Here is a 21024-nt window from a genome sequence, read left to right as displayed (position 1 = left end):
CGATAACAATCGTTGTCTACTCAATACGCGGTCGCGGCGCACGACACTTGTCGCGGCCTTTCGTTTTGTCATATATCATATATTCCAGTTGAGAAAGTGAAGCAGGTCATGCCGTCAGATCAACAAACCGCGCTCTGGCTCGCGGATTTCCACGCGGCGCTTGCCGCGCGCGACAAGGCCCGGCTTCAGGCGCTGTTCGCGGATGAATGCTACTGGCGGGATTTTCTGGCCTTCACCTGGAATATCGTCACGCTGGAAGGCCGCGAGCGCATCTGGAATATGCTGTCGGAGCGTCTGGACGACGTGAGGCCGGACAAATGGCATATCGAGCAGGTCGATCAGCCGGGCGACACCGCCGGCGCCTGGTTCAGCTTCGAGACCGCGGTCGGGCGCGGCAAAGGTCATTTGCGACTGAAGGATGGACGCTGCTGGACGTTCTTCACCACGCTGCGCGAATTGAAGGGCTACGAGCCGAAGCGCGGGCCGACACGGATCGCCGGCACCACGCACAACGTCGTGAAAGGAGGACGGCGAAGCTGGCTTGACGGACGCAACGATGAGAAGGCCGAACTCGGCGTGTCACGGCAGCCCTATTGCCTGATCGTCGGCGGCGGCCAGGGCGGCCTCGCGCTGGCGGCACGATTGAAGCAGTTGAACGTGCCGACCTTGATCGTCGACGCTTTGCAGCGGCCGGGCGACGGCTGGCGACGGCGCTACAAGTCGCTCTGCCTGCACGATCCCGTCTGGTACGACCACATGCCGTATCTGCCGTTTCCGGAACACTGGCCGATCTACACGCCCAAGGACAAGATGGGCGACTGGCTGGAAGCCTACGCCTCCATCATGGAGCTGGACATCTGGAGCGCGACGACCTGCAAGCGGGCTGCATTCGACGACGCCTCAAAGCGCTGGACCGTCGAGGTCGAACGCGAAGGCCAGACCATCACGCTGAATCCCTCGCAACTGGTTCTGGCCACCGGCATGTCGGGAGTTCCGAACCGGCCGGTATTCGAGGGGCAAAATCGCTTCCGTGGCATGGCGCATCATTCGAGCGAGCATCGGGACGGTGCGCCCTATGCCGGCAAGCGATGCGTCGTCATCGGCGCCAACAATTCCGCGCACGACATCGCGGCTGATCTCTGGGAGCACGGCGCTGACGTGACGATGATCCAGCGTTCGCCGACACTGGTGGTGAAGGCCGAAGCGCTGGAGCGTCACGGAAGGCCGCTGTATTCGGAAGCGGCGTTGGCTGCCGGCATCGACGCCGACCGCGCGGACCTGATCGCAGCCTCGATCCCCTACCGCATCCTCCCACAATTCGCGAAAGCTGTATTCGATCGCATCAGGCAGGAGGACGCCGCGTTCTACGAGCGGCTCCGCGCGACAGGGTTCATGCTGACGTTCGGCGAAGACGAAAGCGGCATCGGTTTGATGTATGCGCGGCGCGGGGCCGGCTACTACATCGATGTCGGCGCCTCCGACCTGATCATCGAGGGCCACATCAAGCTAAAGTCCGGCGTGCAGATCAGTCATCTCACTGAAGACTCCGTAGTCATGGCCGACGGCACCACCCTGCCCGCGGACCTCATCGTCTATGCGACGGGCTACGGACCGATGAACGACTGGGCGGCGCAGTTGATCTCGCCTGATGTCGCCGAAAAGGTCGGTCTGTGCTGGGGCCTCGGCTCCGATACCGCAAAGGACCCCGGGCCCTGGGAAGGCGAGTTGCGCAACATGTGGAAGCCGACGAAGCAGGAAGCGCTCTGGTTCCAGGGCGGCAATCTGCAGCAGGCGCGACATTTTTCGCTGTACACATCGCTACAGATCAAGGCGCGGATGGAAGGGATTCCCCTCGACGTGTATCGCGCGGACTGAGGGTTTCTATCCACGCCGGCACCCGAACGCCGCGACCTGATTCCAATGGCACAAGAACTGCATTGCCTCCAGCTAGGGAGGCGCTTGGATATGCCATTGATAAGCCTCGATATTCGTATGCTGAGGTCATTCGTGTCGGTGGTTCAGACCGGCAGCATCACCGTTACCGCCCGGCAGCTTGGGCGAACCCAGCCCGCGATCACGCTGCAGTTGCAGCGGCTGGAAGAACTGATCGACACGACGCTGTTGCGCCACGAAGGCCGCCGCCAGCTTCTCACCGACGACGGCGACCTCGTGCTTTCCTACGCAAAATCCATACTCCGGCTCCACGACGAGATGCTGCAACGGCTGGCCGCGGCGGATGTCGAGGGGACGGTGGTCCTGGGCACGCCGGATCTCTACGCCGCCTTCGTTTTGCCGGCGATTCTAAGCCGATTTCGCAAGGCGTTTCCAAAAGTGCAGGTCGAGCTGCGCTGCGAATTGTCGACGCCGCTGGTGGGACTGGTCCGTCGCGGCGAGATCGATCTTGCACTGGTCACCAAGATGGAGGGCTTCTCCGGCGGCAAAGTGGTCGGCCAGGAGCAGTTGATCTGGATGGTCGGCGCTGATTCCGACGCGCATTGGGTCGATCCGGTGCCGTTGGCATTGCTGCCGGCCGGCAACATCTACCGGGAACATGCGATCGACAAGCTGGAGCGGATCGGGCGCAACTGGAAGATCACCTGTGTCAGCGCCAGCGCCGTCGGATTGCAGGCGGCCGCGCTCGCAGGCATGGCAGTGACCGTGCTCGGCCGTAGCGCATTGACCCCCGGCCTGCGCGAAATCGGCGCAAATGAGGGGTTTCCCGCCTTGCCACCGGTCGATCTGCTGCTGTACCGGGCAGCAGGCCGCAACCTCGCGGCCATCGATGCGCTGTATAATTATCTCGAGAGCTATCTAGGTTCGGACTCCAGCCGCCTTGAGTTCGCCGCAGAAACGGCAAAAGCCGCGACGCGGCCCGCGCTTCCGGCGGCGGCCGAATAAAGCACCATCTCCGCCTGCCGCCTCGTTGTGCACCATCCCGCCCGTTACCGCGTCATACCGGCTTGTGGCCCAGTGCCTGCCCGACAGCTCGGCGCGCCATCACCACCACCAGATGGGCGCGATACTCGCTGTCGGCATGGATGTCGGAATTCAACCCCGAGGGCGCGATCGAAATCCGCGCCAGAGCATCGGGTGAAAAATTGGCCGCCAGCGCATCCTCGATATCCCCGGATCGAAAGACCACCGGCCCGGCCCCGGTAATCGCGACGCGTACGGCGCCGCCGAACCGCGCCACGAAGACGCCAACCAGCGCGTAGCGCGATGCCTGGCTCTTGAACTTGGCATAGCCGGCCGCATCGGGAATCGGAAATCGGACAGCCAGGATGATCTCGTCGGGTTCGAGCGCCGTCTGAAACATCGCCGTGAAAAAGCCGTCGGCGGCAATCTCGCGACGATCCGTGACGATCGTCGCGCCGAGTCCCACCGCCGCGGCCGGATAGTCTGCTGAAGGGTCGGCGTTGGCCATCGATCCGCCGATGGTGCCGCGATGCCGAACCTGAGGATCGCCGATCAGGCCGGCGAGCGCGGCAAGCGCGGGGATTGCAGCCTTGATCTCCGCCGACGCCGCGACCTCGGCATGCGTCGTCATCGCCCCGATGGTCACGCTGCCGCCGCCGACCGTGATCCCGGTCAGTCCGGGCAGCGCAGCCAGATCGACGATCGCCGTCGGCGACGCGAGCCGCATCTTCATGGTCGGCAGCAGCGTCATGCCGCCGGAAAGGGGGCGGTTCTCACCGCTCGCCGCCAGCAGGGCGACGGCCTCGGAGACGGTGGATGGCTTGTAGTACGAAAAGTCCTTCATCGCCGGCTCCTATTCCGCTGCGCGCAGCTGATTGGCGCTATTGTGGATGATGCGCCAGATCCGGCTTGGCGTGGCCGGCATGTCGACATGACTGACGCCGAGATGCGACAGCGCATCGACCACGGCATTGATCACAGTCGCAGGCGACCCGATGGTGCCGACTTCGCCGCAGCCTTTGACGCCGAAGCTCGTATGCGTACACAGCGTCGACAGCGTGACGATTTCCATGTTGGGCATGTTGTCGGCGCGCGGCATGCAATAGTCCATGAACGACGCCGAGAGCATCTGGCCGGATGTCTCGTCATAGACGCAGTTCTCGAACAGCGCCTGACCGACCCCCTGCGCGATGCCGCCGTGCAATTGCCCCGCCACGATCATCGGGTTGATCACCGTGCCGATATCATCCACCGCGATATAGGATACCAGATCGACCGAGCCGCATTCCGGATCAATCTCGACCTCGGCAATGTGGGCACCACCGGGATAGGTGAAGTTCACCGGATCATAGAATGCCTGGGCTTCCATCCCCGGCTCCAGCACATCGACCGGGAAATTCACCAGGCCGTAAGCCGCGCCGACCACGTCGCCGAACGATTTCGAACGGTCGGTACCCTGGACGGCGAACGATCCGTTCTCGAAGACGATGTCGCCCTCGCCCGCCTCGAGCATATGCGCGGCAATCTTGGCCCCCTTGGCGATGATCTTGTCGGTGGCCTTGGCGAGCGCCGTGCCACCCACCGCCAACGATCTCGAGCCATAAGTGCCCAATCCGAACTGCACCCTGTCTGTGTCGCCGAACACGATCTCGATCTTGTCGGCCGGAATGGACAATTTTTCCGAAACGATCTGCGCAAAGGTGGTCTCGTGACCCTGACCGTGATTGTGGGTTCCGATCAGCACCGTAACGTCGCCGGTGACATGGACCCGCACCGTGGCGCTTTCGAAGATGCCGGCGCGGGCACCGAGCGACTGGACAATACGTGACGGGGCCAGGCCGCACGCTTCCACGTAGGTGCACAGACCGATGCCGCGCAGCTTGCCGCGCGCCTTGGATTCTTCCTTGCGTTTGGCAAAGCCGCCCCAGTCGGAATCCTCGAGCGCCTTTTCGAGGCAGGCCTTAGGGTCACCGCTGTCGTATTTCACGATCACCGGCGTCTGATAGGGGTACTGAGACGCGTCGATCATGTTCTTGCGCCGGATTTCAGCCTTGTCGATCTTCATCTCGCTGGCCGCGACGTCGACGAGACGCTCGAGCAGGAAGGTCGCCTCGGGACGGCCCGCACCGCGATAGGCATCGACCGGCACGGTGTTGGTGAACACGCCTTTGACTTCACAATGGATCGCAGGCGTGGTGTAGACACCGGCCAGCAGCAATCCGTAGAGGTTGGTCGGGATGTTCGGGCCGAACGTCGACAAATAGCCGCCCATGTTGGCGACGGTGCGTACCTTCAGGCCGAGAAACTTGCCGGTTTCGTCGAGCGCCAGTTCCGCTTCGCTGACATGATCGCGCCCATGGGCGTCCGACAGGAAGCCCTCGCTGCGTTCGTTGACCCATTTCACCGGACGACCCACCTTGCGCGAGGCCCAGGTGGTGATGATTTCCTCGGCGTACAGGAATTGCTTCACGCCAAAGCCGCCGCCGACGTCGGGCGCCACGATGCGCAATTTGTGCTGCGGGATGTTCAGCACGAAGTTGCCCATCAGCACCTTCACCACATGCGGAAACTGGCTCGTGGTCCACATCGTGTAATGGTCGCGGCCGGCATCGTATTCGGCCACTGCCGCGCGCGGCTCCATCGGATTGCCGACCAGGCGATTGTTCACCAGGCTGATCTTGGCGACATGCGCCGCATTCTTGAACGCCGCCGCCGTCGCCTTGGCGTCGCCGCACTCCCAGTCGAAGCAGGTATTGTCGGGGATATCGTCGAACACGGCGGCAGCGCCGGGGCGTATGGCGTCGAGCACGCCGACCACGGCCGGCAGCACCTCGTAGTCGACCTCGATCGCGTCCGCGGCTTCGCGCGCCTGTTCGACCGTGTCGGCGATCACGAACGCCACCGCGTCGCCGACGCATCGCACCTTGTCGACCGCCATCGCCGAACGCGGCGGCTCCTTCATCGGCTTGCCGTCGGCATTGCTGACGCCCCACGCGCAGGGCAGACCGCCGACCTTGTCCGCGGCGAGATCCGCGCCTGTGAAGATTGCGGCGACGCCGGGCAGTGCGGCGGCAACCTTGATATCAATGCCCTTGATCAGCGCGTGCGCGTGCGGCGAGCGCAGGAATACGCCCATCACCATATCCGGCCGCTTGATGTCGGCGACGTAGTTGCCCTTGCCGGTGATGAACCGGCGGTCTTCCTTGCGCAGGATCGAGGCGCCTATGCCTGTATGAACATTCATGGTCAGCCTCCTGCCTGAGCTTGCATGGCGGCGGCGCCGGCGAGCACAGCCGCGACGATGTTCTGGTAGCCGGTGCAACGGCAGATATTGCCTTCGAGCCAGTGCCGAACATCGCCCTCCGTCGGGTTCGGTGTCCGCTTGGCGAAATCGACCGCGCTCATGATCATGCCGGGGGTGCAGAATCCGCACTGCAAACCGTGATTGTGATGGAAAGCCAGCTGCATTGGATGCAGATCGGCATTGGCGGTCCTAGCGAGACCTTCGATGGTCGTGACCGACTTGCCGTCAACAGTGACCGCCAGCAGCGTGCAGCTCTTCATCGAGACGCCGTCGATATGGACCACACAGGCGCCGCATTGCGAGGTGTCGCAGCCGACATGGGTGCCGGTAAGATTGAGATTCTCGCGAAGAAAATCGGACAGCAGCAGTGACGGCGAAGTATCCGCCTTCACTGTCTTCCCGTTGACCGTCATCTCGACATTCATGCGCGTCCCTCCTGTTGCATCGTTCGATCGGCCGCCTGTTTCAAGCGAGCATCCTGGTCTTGTCCGTTTCCCATCCGGCGATCACCACGTCTCCGACAGAGAATGGGTCACGATAGAACACACGGTCCGGCACATAGGCGATCAGTTCATCGTCGCCGATCTTGTCCAGGATGACCTTGACGAAGTTGCCCTGGTATTCGATGGCGCGAACCCGGCTCGGAACCTTGGCGCGTTCTCCGTCGGTACTTCTCTCGGGCCTCGTCAGGTCGACGTCGTCGCGACGTACCGCAAAATCCACGCGATCCCCGGCCGATACCGTCCGGCGGACGCCGAGCGGCACCACGACGTCGCGCATCTCCGGCGACGCGATGATCGCACGATTGCCTTCGATCCGCTCGATCCGCCCCGTGAGCACGTTCTGACCGCCAAGAAACTCGGCGACGTAGCGGTCCTGCGGGCGGTCATAGACGTCGCGGGCCGGGCCGGCCTGCTTGATCTTGCCCTTTTCCATCACCACGACGATGTCGGCGATCGCGATCGCCTCGAGTTGGGTGTGAGTCACGTGAATGAAGGTGATCCCGAGATCACGCTGCATACGGCTGAGTTCCTGCCGCATCTGCACCCTCAATTGCTCGTCGAGCGCCGACAGCGGCTCATCCAGCAACAACACCTTCGGGCCGGTGATAGCGGCTCGCGCCAGTGCGACGCGCTGCTGCTGGCCGCCCGAAAGCTGCGCCGGCAACCGGTCGGCCAACTCCGTCAACCTGACCTTTTCGATCATGGCATCGGCCGCCTTGCGCCGCTCTTGCGATCCTACGCCGCGCACGCGCAAGGCGAAAGCGATGTTCTCGCGGACGTTCAGATGGGGAAACAGCGCGTAGGACTGAAACATCATCGCAGTGCGCCGCTCGACGGGCGCAAGGCCAACGACGTCCTTGCCACCGATCAGTATCTCGCCATGGGTCGGGTCCTCATGACCCGCGATCATGCGCAGGATCGTCGTCTTGCCGCAGCCTGACGGGCCGAGGAAGCAGCAATAGGCACGGTCGGGAATCCTCAAATTGACGCCGTCAACGACCCGGGTGGCGCCGTCATAGCTTTTGACGATGCCCGCCAGCTCGATGCTTCCGTTCTCGACATCCATAGCCCGGTTGATTCCCTAGTGTGCCGCCGGCCCGACCGCGCGCCGTTTCTGGATTCGGGCGATGGTGCCGAGGCAGATGCCGATGATGGCGAACGAAATCAGGGTCGTTACCGTGCCGAGCGCATATAGCGACGGCGAGGTCACGTTCAGCGTCATGCTCCAGATTTCAAGCGGAAGCGTGTTGAGCGACCCTGCGGTCAGCAGGCTGCGGGTGAATTCGTCGTAGGACAGCGTGAAACCGAACAGGGCGACCGCGACAAGGCCCGGCGCCAGAATCGGGATGATCACGAGGAATGTCGTTTGCCAGGCGCTGGCGCCGAGATCCCGTGCCGCCTCTTCCCAGGCGTTGTTGAGGCGAGACATCACGGCGAACATCACCAGCACGCCGAACGGCAGCGTCCAGGACAATTGCGCGCCGAGCGCGGTAGAGTACCAGTTGGTCTCGATGCCGAGCACATTGCAGATCAGGCCGACGCCGATGCCGAGCACCAGGCCGGGCGCGACCAGGCTGCCGATCATCAGATAGAACACCACGCTGTCGCCCGCGAAGCGCTTGCGGAACGCGAGGCCCGACATGAAGGAAACCACGACGGTGATGACGGTCACGACGACCGCAAGCCGGATCGAGCGGCTGAACGCGCCCTTGACGTCGCCGGTGCGCACCTGGGTGAAGAGATCGACGAACCAGTGCAGCGATGTTCCCCGCATCGGAAACACCAGGCCGCCGCGCACATCCTGAAACGACAGGATATAGATGCAGACCATCGGTCCATAGAGCGCAATGACGTACAGGGTGAACAGCGTCGCCAGCACGTAGAACGTCCAGGGACGGCCGCCCCGGCTCGGCGCCAACGCACGCCGAGGCCGTTTCGTCCCCAGGTCGGCGTCAGCGGTCGGATCGTCGGTCACCGCGTCAGCTCCTTGCGAATGTCGACGGTGCGCAGGATCGCCACGACGAGCAGCAACACGATGACCGTCAGGATGGTGGCGCTGGCGGCCGCAGTCGGATACTGCAGCACGCCGATGTCTTCATAGAACGCCCCGACCACCGAGGCCGAGCCGCCGCCGGACATCACCTTCACGACAAAGAAATCACCCATCACGATCGAGACGACAAAGATCGACCCGAGGGCAATGCCGGTCTTGCAAAGCGGCAATACGATGAAGCGAACGATCTCGAAGCGCGAGGCACCGGCGTCACGCGCCGCCTCGATGGTGCGCTTGTCGATCCGGGCCATCGAATTGAAGATCGGCACGATCATGAAGATCGTCAGCTGGTGGACATAGGCGATCACGACCGCGAGGCCCGAGAACAGCAGCACCTCGAGCGGCTGGTCGATGACATGGGTCTTGAGCAGCGCGCTGTTGATCAGCCCTTCTTTGCCGAGCAGCGGTATCCACGAAATCATGCGGATGATGTTCGAGGTCCAGAACGGCACCGTGCAGATCAGGAAAAGCCCGAGCGCCAGCAGCGGGTTACGAACATGGAACACGAGGAAATAGGCGATCCAGAACCCGATCAGCAGCGAAAAGAACCAGGCAAACACCGAGAATTTCAAGGTCGCCCAATACAGCTGGTAGGTCAGCCCGGAGGTGAAGACCCCCTTGTAATTCTCGAGCGTGAAACTCGGAATGATACCGCCGAAGCCGTCGCTCTGCACGAAACTGGCGGCGACCACGCCGATGATCGGCACGATAAAGAACGGCACCAGAATGAGGATGAGGGGGAGGATCAGCAGCCAACCTGCGTTGCTCCCGCCTCCCTTGGCTTTGCTTTCCATCCGCTTTTCAAATCCACGCACGCCAAATCATCGAATGAAGCGCCCGGGACGGCGAGCGTCCCGGGCTTGCGCTACGCAAGCATCAGGCGACCTTGAAGTCGTTCCAGCGCTTGTTCATGTAGGCGGCCTCGTCCATCAGCGTGTTCCAGCACGAGATGTTCTTGACGCGCTCCAGGAAGGAGCCGCCGTCGCGGACGGTGCCGGCCTTTTCCATCGGAACGCCGTACGGGTCCTTGATCTCTTCCGGCGCCGGCTTGCCTTCGTACCAGAACGCCCATTCGGTCGGCGTCATCTGCTTCTTCGCCGTCGACGGAACCGGGCTGTAATAGCCGTAGCGGCTGACAAAGGCCCCCTGCCATCCCGAATAGTACCAGTTGATGTATTCGTAGGCCGCATCCAGCTTCTTGCCGCTGAGATGCTTCATCAGGCCGAGGCCGTTGCACCAGCCGCGATAACCTTCCTTGTCACCCTTCTTGTTGACGGGCGCATAGACGCACGGGATCTGCTTGACGCGCACGGCTGCGACGGCCGGCGACCACATCGACTGGATCACGACCTCGCCCGCCGCCATCAACTGCACCGACTGATCGAAGGTGGTCCAGGTGGCGCGGAAGTGACCTGACTTCTTGAGCTCGATCAGCTTCTCGATGGTGAAGTCGATCTCCTTCGTGGTCATGTTGCCTTTGTTGCCGTACTTGATCAGGTCGGCGCTCTCGAAGCAGAGCGCAGCATCCATGATACCGATCGCCGGCACGTCGAGGATCGCAGCCTTGCCCTTGTATTTGGGATTGAGCAGATCCTTCCATTCGGTGACGGGATGATCGACCAGATCGGGCCGGTAGCCGATCGAATCGGCGTTGTAGACTTGTGGCAAGAATGTCGCCCAATCGGTGACGCCATCATGCAGATCGGTCGCATTCGCGTCCTTGATGTACATCGCTTCATAGGGCGAGATGCCCTGACGCGGAATCTTGTGCCCGTCGAGCTCGCCCTTGGTGAAGATCGGCAGGAAGTTGTCGAACTCCTTGACCTTCTTGATGTTGATGCCCTGGATGACGCCGCGCTTGGCGGCGAGTTTTGCCTGCCAGCCCTCGAGATCCGGGATATCTACGCTGTTCGGCTGGGTGATGAAGCGATTGATCGCGGCAGACGTGTCGAGGTTCTGCATCGTGACCTTGAAGCCGAGATCCTTGGCAGCCTGGTCGCCGATCGCCTTCACCACGGAATAGGATACGCCGACATGCCGAAGCTCAATGTCCTTGATCTCCTGCGCCCAGATCACGGGCGCACCGATCACACTCGAACCGGCGGCAGCCCCGGCGACCGCCGCGGCTCCCTTCAGCACCTGTCGGCGAGAGGGCAGATGCCCTTTCGCAACGCTTCTCTTGCCTGATTTGTCGGTATCCCTGCCCATATCCAACTCCCCTGCAAACAATCCGATGGCGGTTGCGTTCATCTCAATTGGCAGGAACGCTAACAGCGAGGGGAGCCGGCAAGAAATGAGAAGTTCTCATTGAAAGAATAAGGCGCTCTAATGTGAATTTGCACAGATGCTGAGCGGTGACTGTCCGCATCTTGTTCACTTGAACGGCGGGCGATCTTCATATCCCGCGTGTGCAATTGACTACGCGCGGGAATTAACGCGGAGATACCGCGGCTTGGGACATTTGTCGACAAGCGCCTCGATCCGTACGGGCTGCATGTCGACTACTCAGCCGCCCTGCCCGTAACTCTCCCTTGCGGCCGCAGCGCTGACATAGCCGAGCCTGATGTCGCGCTCGACAAGCTCCCGCGCCCGCAAACGTGGTTCACCAAAGCCGCCGCCGCCGGACGTTTCGAGCCGGATGATGTCCCCGCGCTTCACCATCATGTTGGTGACTTTTGAGCGCAACACCTGCCTCTGGCCGTCGCGGATCAGATACAGCGCGCTTGGCGCCGCGGACCCGCCGCCCGCCAGTCCAAACGGACGAAACTTGAAACGATCGAGATTGGTCGAAAGCTGCGCCATCAGGCAATCGATCCGCCATTCGCGCCACAGGCCGAGCCCTCCGCGCCATTGGCCGGGACCACCAGTGTCGGTCAGCAATCCATAGCCCATGAACGTCACCGGCATGTCGCTTTCGATCATCTCCATCGGAATGTTCGAGTTGTTATGCATGCCAAACGACAACGCCGACGCGCCGTCGGAAACCGGCAGCGCGCCGATCCCGCCCACCTCGATCTCGACGAGAACGCGGCGGCCAAGCTCCGGGTCGATGGTCTGTAGCGTCACGACATAGGACACCGCATAATAGGCCGCCGGCATGCGTTCCGGCACCGCCTGATGCAGTGCGCCGAACAGCACCGTAGCCAGGCGGTGACCGATGGCGATCCGATGCACGACAGGCGCCGGCACGGCCGCGCTCACGCACAGGCCAGGCGGCGCAACGATCTTGACCGGACGATAGCATCCCGCATTCGCCGCGATGGGCACGTCGGCCGAGGCGATCAGCGCATAAAACACCGTCGAGCAGGTCGACGACAGCGTCGCGTTGCTCGGACCCATCACCTGCGGACTGCAGCCGGAGAGATCGACCGTGAGTTCGTCGCCTGCGACCGTCAGCCTCGCATGAATACGGATCGGCGTATCCGAAATCCCGTCGTCGTCGACATGATCCTCGAATTCGTAGGTGCCGTCGGGAATGCGGCCGATCACGGCCCGCATGGCCGCTTCGGAGCGATCGAGCAACTGGCGGGTGGCTGTTTCGAAACGCACCTCTCCGAGCTTTGCGGCAAGCCGCTCGAGGCTTGCCGCGCCGATGTCAAGCGAGGCGAGTTGCGACTGCAGGTCGCCCCACAGGATGTCCGGCTGACGAACATTCTGCAGGATGATGGCCCGGATCGGCTCATTGAGCTTGCCGTCTTCGACGATCTTCACCGGCGGAATTCGCAAGCCTTCCTGAAAGATCTCCGTCGCGCTCGAGCCGTAACTGCCCGGCGAGGAACCGCCGACGTCGAGATGATGACACAACGCGCCGACGAACCCGATGCGCCGGCCGTTGCGAAACACTGCCTTGTAGGCGACGATATCGGGCAGATGCTGGCCGCCGCAGTACGGATCGTTCGAAATGACGACGTCGCCAGGTCCCCAGTTCTCGGGTGGAATGTGACGGGCCAGGATCTCGGTGAGGAAGTAGCTCATCGAATTCAGATGGCTCGGAATGCGCGCCGCCTGCGCCACGTTCCATCCATCGCGATCGAAGATCGCGGTCGAGTAGTCGAGCAACTCCCGAACGATGGTCGAGCGGCTAGTGCGCCAGATGGTAACATCCATCTCCGCCGCAGCGGCGGTCAGGGCGTTGTATATGATCTCGAGTTCGATCGGTGAAATATCGACGTCTGCGCTCACGCTCATCCTTGCCTCCTCGCCACGAGGTGGCCGCTCTTGTCACGCTGGCAACTCCATCCCTCCATGAGGAGCACGCTGGTATAGGCCTCCTCGATAACGGCCGGCCCTTCGATTGCCGCACCCAGAAACACGTCGGCGCGATTCCACACTGCGACATCCCGCCAACCTCCGGAAAGCCAGATCCGTCGCTTGCCAACCGGCTTGCCGCCGTCGCGCGCATCCGCTCCCTTCGCAACAGGCTTGGGCAAGCGCCCAATCGCCGACGCGCGCAGCGACACGATCTCGACGGGCGAGCCCGGATTCGAATAGGAGAAATATTGACGATGAAGATCGTGAAAATCGGAGATCAGCAAAGCCAGCGCCGCCTCGTCGAGCTCGAGGGAGCGCAGCGGTACCGTCAGCTCGAACGCCTGCCCCTTGTAGTGCATGTCGGCCGAGAGTTCGATGTGACGGTCGTTCTCGGGGATCGCGTCGGCATCGAGCCTCGTCCGCGCATCGGCAACAAGGCTTTCGAGCAGCGGCGTGATCGCGCCGAGCTTTTCAGCCGTCGCATCGAGCACGCGCGAGCGGACGAGGTCATGAGTCAGGTCCGAATGAAGAATGCCGTAAGCCGAAAGCGTGCTGGCGTTCTCCGGGAATACGACGCGCCGGATCCCCGTTTCGTCAGCCACCTCGAGCGCGTGCAGACCGGCGGCGCCGCCGAACGCGATCATGGTGAATTCGCGGGGATCGACGCCCTTCTCGAACAGCGACAAGCGGATCGCGGCGCCGAGATTGGCATTGACCACGGCGAGCAACCCCTCCGCCGCGGGCTCGGTCGCGAGACTGAGGGGCCCGGCGACCTCGGCATCGATCACGCCGCGTGCCGCCTTACCGTCGAGGCGCATCCCGCCGCCCAAAAACTTCTCGCCGTCGATGCGGCCGAGCGTGACATTCGCATCCGTCACCGTCGCCCCGGTCCCGCCGCGACCATAGCAGGCGGGGCCCGGAGTGGAGCCGGCGCTCTCAGGCCCGACCGTCAGCCGCTGGCCCCGCTGCACTTTTGCGAGCGAGCCGCCACCGGCGCCGATGGCGCGGATTTCGACCATGGGAATGCGGACCGGCATGCGGTCAACCTCGCCCTGCATCACGACATTGACGCGGCCGTTGCGCACGACCGAAACGTCGAAACTGGTGCCGCCCATGTCGACGCCAATCAGATTGTCCTCGCCAAGGACCTTGCTCAGCAGCGCACAGGCCGCGCTGCCGCCCGACGGCCCCGAGAGCAGCAGCCGTACCGGCTCCAGCGCCGCGGTCCTGGCGGCGCAAACACCGCCATTCGATTGCACCAGCAGCAACCGCGGCCGGAAACCTTCCGTCTCCATGCGGTGCGAGAGCTTGTCGAGATATCCCGCAATGACCGGGATCAGAACCGCGTTGAGCACGGTGGTCGAGGTGCGCTCGTATTCGCGGATCTCCGCGCTCAAAGCGCTCGCGCAGGACACTTTCAGCGCGGGCCTCGTATTAGCAAGATATTCGGCGATCGCCTGTTCGTGCTGCGGGTTGAGGTAGGAATTCATCAGACAGACGGCGACGCTGACCGGGTCGATCCTGTCGATCGCGGCAGCGAGATTTTCCAGCGCCTCAGGCGTCAGCGGCACCTCGACACGGCCATTCGCCAATATTCTTTCGGCGACGCCGACGCGACAGTCGCGCGGGATGAGCGTCGGCGGTTGCTGCGGACTGAGGGCATAGACTTCGCGCCGGACGTGGCGGCCGATCTCGAGCACATCCTCAAAACCGGCCGTGGTCACGAGCACCGACTTGGGGAGCTTGCGTTCCAGGATCGCATTAGTGGCGATCGTCGTTCCGTGAAGCAGGAAGCCCACATCGGGAAGCGTGAAATTGTAGCGGGCCGCCGCCTCCTTGATTCCGGTCATCAGACCGATGGAAGGATCCTCCGGCGTCGTCGGCGTCTTGTAGCTGACGATCGCGCCCGTGCGGGCATCATAAATCTGCAGGTCAGTGAATGTGCCGCCGATATCGACACCGATCCTGACCGGCGCCACTTCGATCAACGCCACTAGAACTTCCCCAATCCCGATAGACCGTAGACTGCATCTGCGATCCTACACAGATCGGATCGCGACGCCAGCACGTGATCAAGGCGTTCTGCCGGGCTCATTGCCCAGTTTGCGAGCATTAGCGCGTGCATGACTGGCCCTCGCAGCGCGAGAGGAAGCCGGTGGCCGGTTGGTGCGAATATTGCAACAAACTCACGCAGAAGCTCACGCAAAGCCCGTCCCGGGATCAGAGGAGATGTTTGTGATGACGCCATGCCATCGGGTGCTAACAGCCATTGCTGCGTGCTGGCTTGGGACGGTCGCAACCGCCGACGCGCAACAGAAGATGACGATCACGATCGTGACCCAGCCCTTCGGTACACAGCCGCAGTTCACCAAAGTCGATCAGCCGCTGCTGCGCGACGGACTGAAGGCCAAATCGAACGGGCAGATCGACGTCAAGCTTTCGGCCTGGCCGGAGATGGGGCTCAATGGCCCCGAAGTGCTGCGTCTCATCCGCGCCGGGCAAGTCGACATCGGCGCGGCGCCGCTCTCGACCGTTTCCGGCGACGTGCCGTTCCTCGACGGCGTCGATCTCGCCGGCCTGCACCCCGACATCGAACAGGCGCGAAAAGCCGCGATCGCACTCGTCCCCCTGGCCAACAAGGAACTGGAAAAGTTCGGCAGCCAGATCGTCGCGATATATCCTTTCCCGGCGCAAGTGTTCTGGTGCCGCCAGCCGGTCTCCAGCCTTGCCGATCTCAAGGGCCGAAAGATCCGGACCTTCGGCGCCTCGCTCAATGACGTCGTTACCGCCGTCGGCGCCCAGCCGGTATCGATCGGTTTCCCCGAAGTCTACAGCGCGCTCGAACGCGGTGTCGCCGATTGCGCCGTGACAGGTACTGGTTCGGGCAATGCGGCGAAGTGGTACGAGGTGACGACCAGCATCTACAACCTGTCGGTCGGATGGGCGGTGGCGGCCTACTATGTCAATACGAACTGGTGGAACAAGCTCGACCAGCCGACACGTGACATGATCTCCGCAACGATGAAGGAGGTTGAGACGGCGCAGTGGAAGCTCGGCGCCGAGGCCACCCAGGACGGGCTCGACTGCAACGCCGGAAAGGCGGAAGGCTGCAAGATCCATACGCTCGTCAAGGAAAAGGCGATGAAGGTCGTGGAGGCGACCGAGGAAGACAAGGCGACCTTGAAGAAGATCGTGGAAATCACCGTCATCCCCGGATGGGTGAAACGCTGCGGCGCGCGCTGCGGCACGATCTACAATGACGTCATCGCACCGATTACGGGAGTGAAACTCACCGCGAACTGACGACCAGCAAAGGCGGAGAACCCGATGCGATGACAGATGCCGCGAACGAACGTGGATCCCGCATAGCCACGCGTGGAATGGAAATTCCACGCACCCTACGAAAAGCCGCGACCGCAATCGCGGCGTTAATGAACTACGTGGCGGGCTGGAATTTCATCTTCTGCGCTGCGTTCATCACCATCGATGTCATTTGCCGAAACTTCGGCGGCTTCTCCTCAAGCGCCACCACCGAGATCACCAGCTACATGCTGGCGTTCGGCCTGGCCTGGGGGCTCGCCCATGCGCTGGCGACGCGCTCCCACATTCGGATCGACGTGCTGGTCAATCGCCTGCCGATCGGCATTCGTCAGTATCTTCACGCATTCGCCCTGGTGCTTTTGACCGCCTTGTCGCTGTTTCTCGCTTGGTGCGCATGGCAGCTTGTCGGCGAAAGCATGCTGTTCAACGCCAAGGACACCAGTGCGCTGGCAATACCGCTCGTCCTGCCGCAGGGCCTGTGGGCGATCGGCGTCACGATGCTTGCGGTGTTTGCGGTCGTGCTGCTGCTGGAAATCGTGTGTCTGTTGATTGCTGGCGACGCCGCCGAGATCGACAAGCTGTTGGGGCCCCGCGGATATCAGGAAGAGACGCAGGAAGCGCTGGAGGCGGTCGGCCTAGCCCCTGCCCGAAGCGCCGATGGAAGGGACGCGTAACCGTGATTGCCATCATCTTCCTGCTCGTCATGCTCGGCCTCGCCATTTTTGCGGCCAGCCAGGGCGCGGCGGCGCTTCCGATCGGCGAGATCATGATGCTGGTCGGCCTGTTCCTCGTGTTCTTCGGATCGGGCGTGTATATCTCGGTGGTGCTTGGCGCGCTGGCGTTGCTGTCCGGGTTCATGTTCTCCGACCGGCCGTTCTGGCTGTTCCTGGGCCAGGTGATCTGGGCGCCGTCATCGAGCTTCGTGCTGGTGGCCGTACCGCTGTTCCTGCTGATGGGCGAGATCCTGTTGCGATCGGGTCTGTCAGAACAACTCTATCGCGCGCTCAATGTCTGGATGCGCCGCTGGCCGGGCGGTCTGTTGCATACGAACATCGCAGCCTGCGCGGTGTTCTCCGCGATTTCGGGGTCGAGCGTGGCAACGGCGGCCACCATGGGCTCGGTCGCCTTGCCCTACTTCGAGAAAAAGGCCTACAGCCAGCGCATGGTTTTGGGATCGCTGGCCGCCGGCGGCGCGCTGGGCAACTTGATACCGCCCGGCATCACTTTCATCGTCTACGGGCTAATGACAGAGACGTCGGTCGGCAAGATGTATATCGCCGCGATCGTGCCAAGTGTGCTCGTCTGCGCGCTGTTCTTTGTCGTCATCGTCATCCACGGCCTGCGTACGCCGACCAACGAAACGCTGCCACCGATTACCGCGCAGGAACGATGGCGAAGCATCATCGACCTCATGCCGACGGCGCTATTGATCCTGATCGTGCTCGGGACGATCTATGGCGGAATCGCGACGCCGACCGAAGCCGCCGCGCTCGGCGTGGTCGCGTCGCTCGTGTTTGCATTCATCGCCCGCAAACTCAGTTTCAAGCTGCTGAACGAGTCGGCAGAAGCGACCGCGCGCAATACCTCGATGCTCGGCCTGATCCTGTTCGGCGCCTACATGCTGAACTTCATCATGACGCAATTGCGGGTGCCGCAATCGCTGGCGGAAATTGTCAGCGTGCTGCCGCTGCCGGCCTGGGCGATCATGCTGGTCATCATCGGGTTCTATCTCGCGCTGGGCACCTTCATGGAGGGTTTCTCCATGATCATCACGACGATTCCGGTGGTGTTTCCGGTGGTGAAGAGCCTCGGCTATGACCCGATCTGGTTCGGCGTCATCGTTACCATGCTGATCGAGATCGCCATGATCAGCCCGCCGGACGGGACCGTCATGTATGTCCTGCAGGGTATGCGCCGCACGCCCGGGCCCATCACGGACGTTTTCAGCGGCGTAATGCCCTTCGTCGGCGTGTATATGCTGGCCGTTCTGATCCTGTTGCTGTTCCCGGGTCTCGCTCTTGTGCTTGTGCCCCGATAGCTCGATCAGTCGCAGAGCGCCGCACGTACGGCTGCTGCGTTCGCGGCAGACGCGTCCACCGGCGTAGCAACCCGGCGCGGGCGCACGACGCCCCCGGCAGGAGTATGGGGCTTCCCGATATCAATTCCGGATTTGCCTTGCGACGCTCTTCCAGCCGATAATTGAGCCGAGATGCACGGGCAAATCCCGGGAAGTTGGACACCGCCTTGACTCTTGCGACCAAATCCAACGAGCGGATCCTGGGGCTGCTGAGCGCAGCCGGCGTTTTCTGCATCTGGTCGGGCTTTCTTGTCTTCTCGAGGGCCGGCGTGCAATCCGGCCTGACCCCCTTCGATGTGACGGCCCTTCGATTCATGGTCGCCGGCACCCTGATTGTTCCGTTCGCGATGGCCTGGTGGCCGCGCCATCTGCCGCTGCACGCAACGCTGTCAATGTCGGTCTTTGGCCCCGGCGCGCTATATAGCGTTTTGATGTATTTCGGATTGAAGAATTCGTCGGCCGCCTACGGGGGAGTGTTCGCTAACGGTACGCTACCCATTTTCACCATCCTGATGGGCTTCTTTTTCGCGCGGCAGATTCCGTCCCGGCGGCAACTCATGGCCGTTCTCACCCTCGTGGTCGGCGCGGTTCTGATCGGCCTTCCGGGCCTGCGCACAGGCGGCAGCAGCGTGGTGACGGCCATCGCGCTCTTCCTCGCGGCATCGGCTGTGCTTTCGATTTATTTTCTGGGCGTGAAGCACTGGCAAGTCGAACCGCGCCAGGCTCTGGCCATGGTCAGCCTTCCGAACGCAATCCTTTTCCTGCCGATCTGGTTTTTCTTTCTCCCCTCCACCATCCACGATGCGGCATGGTCCACGGTGCTGCTTCAGGCCGCCTTCCAGGGCTTGGGACCCGGTTTCCTGGCGGTCATCCTGTTCTCGATCTCTGCGAGGGTTCTCGGGCCGACGCCCTCGGCTGGGCTGGCTGCGGCGGTACCGGCAAGCGCAACGCTGTTGGCGATACCGGTACTTGGGGAGATTCCAGCAGGCATCGAGTGGATCGGCATCGCAATCGTCACTGCTGGGCTCGTTCTGCTCCTCAGTGGCCAGTCCGAAACCAGGCCTGTCCAAGTAGCGATGATGAAAGGTCCAGAAATCTGATTCCTCGCTGGGCCATCAGCACGGAGTTCGCGCCTGGAAGACACTGGTCCCAACGGCGCGCCTATCAGGCTTTCGCGGGGGCAAACCTGGGCTGACTGGCGCCCTTTCCGTCCGACTGAATCGGAACAGCGCTCCATATTGTCGTCTGAGGCCGTTTCTCGAGGCGAAGCGGCACCCTCCTGGCTGGAGAATGCGTCAGCCACCGCACTTTGGAAGAAGGCTGGAGACATCTCGAACCACCTCGGGCATGACCTGCTCCGCCGTACGCTTGCCCGTCACCAGGCCTTCGACGTGGTGCTTTATCACCTCGATAATCTTCAGCGAATTGTCGCCCGGAAAGGATGTCCATTCCGTCAGCACCGGCAGTTGCTGGATGCTGGTCACATGGTTCGGGGCCTTTGCATAGAAGGCGCCCAGCAGGTCCGGCGTCTTCACGGCGATCTCGTTGCCGGGCATATATCCGGTCAAATTGACCATCGCGGTCTGGCCGACCGGCCCGGTGACGAACTTTACATATTGCCAGGCAGCCCTTTGGCGTTCGGCATCCTTCGAGAAGACCATGGCGACATTGCCTCCTGCGGGAAGACGCCCTTCGGTGGCGGCAAGCGGAAAGGCAACGGTCTTGAACTGGAATCGGCCGCCGATCTGCCGCTCGGCTGCCGCCACATAGGACGTAGAGTCCGCCAGGATCGCAATATTGCCGGCGACGAATGACTGCCGGGCTTGACCGAGGCCGAGATTCGGCATGCCCGACTTGCCAAAGCCTTCCAGCGTCTTCAGCGCCCACATGCCGTTTGCGTCGTCGAAGGCGATGCTGCACCCGTCAGGCTTGAGAATACGGCCGCCCTTGCTTGTCACCAGCGACTGAAACAGCCAGTTTCCGGTTTGCTCCCACTGATAGTAGAGGCCGGTCGTGCCGGTGCCCGCCTTCACCTCGACGTTCTTACCGAGAGCCAGCAGCTCTGGCCACGTTTTCGGAAGAGCGGATACATCGCTGCCGGCTTTGGCCAGCAGATCGGCATTGACGTAGAGCACCGGGGTCGAGACGGCGAATGGCAGCCCGTAGAGCTTGCCCTTGTGCTTTCCGAGTTCTGCAAGCGTCGGGTAATAGCCGAGTTCGGCGAGCCCGCCATCTCTGGCGACAAACCCATCCAGCGGCGCACCCAGTCCTCGATCAACGAACAGGCCGATCTGGTTGATCCCATTGAACGCCACATCGGGCAAGCGGCCGGTGATCTGGTCGCGCAGGATCTGCTGCGCGGCTTCCTCGTAGCTCGCGGCCGGATTGCGGAATTTCACCTTGATTTCCGGGTTCGCTTCGGTGAAGCGCCTGGCCAATTCCTGATGCAGCGCATTGAAGGTACCTGGAGTGGTGTAGAGCACGTCGAGCGTGACTTCCGCGCGCGCGGTGGTCACGCTGATGGCCATCAGGGCAGCGCCGGCAAGCGCCAAACCCAGCCGCGATATGATTTGATCAAGCACGGACGATCTCCATTTTG

At 62.4% G+C, this 21024-nt stretch carries 16 protein-coding genes; 6 read left to right on the top strand and 10 right to left on the bottom strand.

Translation table 11 applies throughout. The features are described 5' to 3' along the window. Nucleotides 1-108: 108 nt before the first annotated feature. Both QUH67_RS10230 and QUH67_RS10225 read left to right on the top strand, forming a co-directional pair. Nucleotides 109-1875, top strand: a complete 1767-nt coding sequence (locus tag QUH67_RS10230; protein ID WP_300946546.1) for an NAD(P)/FAD-dependent oxidoreductase — start codon at nucleotides 109-111, stop codon at nucleotides 1873-1875. A 117-nt stretch (nucleotides 1876-1992) separates the two neighbouring features. Further along, a complete protein-coding gene (locus tag QUH67_RS10225) occupies nucleotides 1993-2898 on the top strand; it encodes a LysR substrate-binding domain-containing protein (protein WP_300946545.1) in 906 nt (301 codons plus the stop codon). A 52-nt stretch (nucleotides 2899-2950) separates the two neighbouring features. Here QUH67_RS10225 and QUH67_RS10220 read toward each other — a convergent pair whose 3' ends face one another. From QUH67_RS10220 to QUH67_RS10180, 9 genes are all read right to left on the bottom strand, one after another. After that, nucleotides 2951-3760: an FAD binding domain-containing protein gene (locus tag QUH67_RS10220; RefSeq protein ID WP_300946544.1), complete on the bottom strand. Its 810-nt coding sequence runs from the start codon at nucleotides 3758-3760 to the stop codon at nucleotides 2951-2953. Between the two features lie 9 nt (nucleotides 3761-3769). Continuing rightward, nucleotides 3770-6160, bottom strand: a complete 2391-nt coding sequence (locus QUH67_RS10215) for a xanthine dehydrogenase family protein molybdopterin-binding subunit (protein ID WP_300946543.1) — start codon at nucleotides 6158-6160, stop codon at nucleotides 3770-3772. A gap of 2 nt (nucleotides 6161-6162) precedes the next feature. Beyond that, nucleotides 6163-6645: a (2Fe-2S)-binding protein gene (locus tag QUH67_RS10210; RefSeq protein WP_300946542.1), complete on the bottom strand. Its 483-nt coding sequence runs from the start codon at nucleotides 6643-6645 to the stop codon at nucleotides 6163-6165. Nucleotides 6646-6685: 40 nt separating this feature from the next. After that, nucleotides 6686-7789 (bottom strand): ABC transporter ATP-binding protein, encoded by a 1104-nt coding sequence (locus tag QUH67_RS10205; RefSeq protein WP_300946541.1) that lies wholly within the window; start codon nucleotides 7787-7789, stop codon nucleotides 6686-6688. 15 nt (nucleotides 7790-7804) lie between these two features. Further along, a complete protein-coding gene (locus QUH67_RS10200; RefSeq protein WP_300948000.1) occupies nucleotides 7805-8668 on the bottom strand; it encodes an ABC transporter permease in 864 nt (287 codons plus the stop codon). Nucleotides 8669-8694: 26 nt separating this feature from the next. Further along, nucleotides 8695-9570 carry an ABC transporter permease gene (locus tag QUH67_RS10195; RefSeq protein WP_300946540.1) on the bottom strand — a complete coding sequence of 292 codons (876 nt, stop codon included), beginning with the start codon at nucleotides 9568-9570 and terminating at the stop codon, nucleotides 8695-8697. Between the two features lie 82 nt (nucleotides 9571-9652). Beyond that, nucleotides 9653-10984, bottom strand: a complete 1332-nt coding sequence (locus tag QUH67_RS10190; RefSeq protein WP_300946539.1) for an ABC transporter substrate-binding protein — start codon at nucleotides 10982-10984, stop codon at nucleotides 9653-9655. 297 nt (nucleotides 10985-11281) lie between these two features. Next, nucleotides 11282-12964 carry a hydantoinase B/oxoprolinase family protein gene (locus QUH67_RS10185; RefSeq protein ID WP_300946538.1) on the bottom strand — a complete coding sequence of 561 codons (1683 nt, stop codon included), beginning with the start codon at nucleotides 12962-12964 and terminating at the stop codon, nucleotides 11282-11284. Further along, nucleotides 12961-15021, bottom strand: a complete 2061-nt coding sequence (locus QUH67_RS10180) for a hydantoinase/oxoprolinase family protein (RefSeq protein ID WP_300946537.1) — start codon at nucleotides 15019-15021, stop codon at nucleotides 12961-12963. Before QUH67_RS10180 ends, QUH67_RS10185 begins: the two co-directional genes overlap by 4 nt. Before the next feature lie 325 nt (nucleotides 15022-15346). Between QUH67_RS10180 and QUH67_RS10175 the strand changes: the two genes are divergently transcribed. The 4 genes from QUH67_RS10175 (at nucleotide 15347) to QUH67_RS10160 (ending at nucleotide 19525) form a co-directional block, all read left to right on the top strand. Further along, nucleotides 15347-16330, top strand: coding sequence for a TRAP transporter substrate-binding protein (locus QUH67_RS10175; protein WP_300946536.1), 984 nt, complete (start codon nucleotides 15347-15349; stop codon nucleotides 16328-16330). Between the two features lie 128 nt (nucleotides 16331-16458). Further along, nucleotides 16459-17022, top strand: a complete 564-nt coding sequence (locus QUH67_RS10170) for a TRAP transporter small permease (RefSeq protein ID WP_300946534.1) — start codon at nucleotides 16459-16461, stop codon at nucleotides 17020-17022. 2 nt (nucleotides 17023-17024) lie between these two features. Beyond that, on the top strand, nucleotides 17025-18386 hold the full coding sequence (locus tag QUH67_RS10165; protein ID WP_300946533.1) for a TRAP transporter large permease: 1362 nt from the start codon (nucleotides 17025-17027) through the stop codon (nucleotides 18384-18386). A gap of 206 nt (nucleotides 18387-18592) precedes the next feature. Next, nucleotides 18593-19525: a DMT family transporter gene (locus QUH67_RS10160; RefSeq protein WP_300946532.1), complete on the top strand. Its 933-nt coding sequence runs from the start codon at nucleotides 18593-18595 to the stop codon at nucleotides 19523-19525. A gap of 195 nt (nucleotides 19526-19720) precedes the next feature. On the opposite strand, the gene QUH67_RS10155 is transcribed toward QUH67_RS10160, so the two are convergent. Further along, entirely contained in the window at nucleotides 19721-21007 is a 1287-nt protein-coding gene (locus tag QUH67_RS10155) for an ABC transporter substrate-binding protein (protein ID WP_300946531.1), read from the bottom strand. Nucleotides 21008-21024 lie beyond the last annotated feature (17 nt).

This window comes from Bradyrhizobium roseum, assembly GCF_030413175.1.
In the GTDB taxonomy this organism is placed as follows: Bacteria; Pseudomonadota; Alphaproteobacteria; order Rhizobiales; family Xanthobacteraceae; genus Bradyrhizobium; species Bradyrhizobium roseum.
This window is presented reverse-complemented; position numbering and strand designations above follow the sequence as displayed.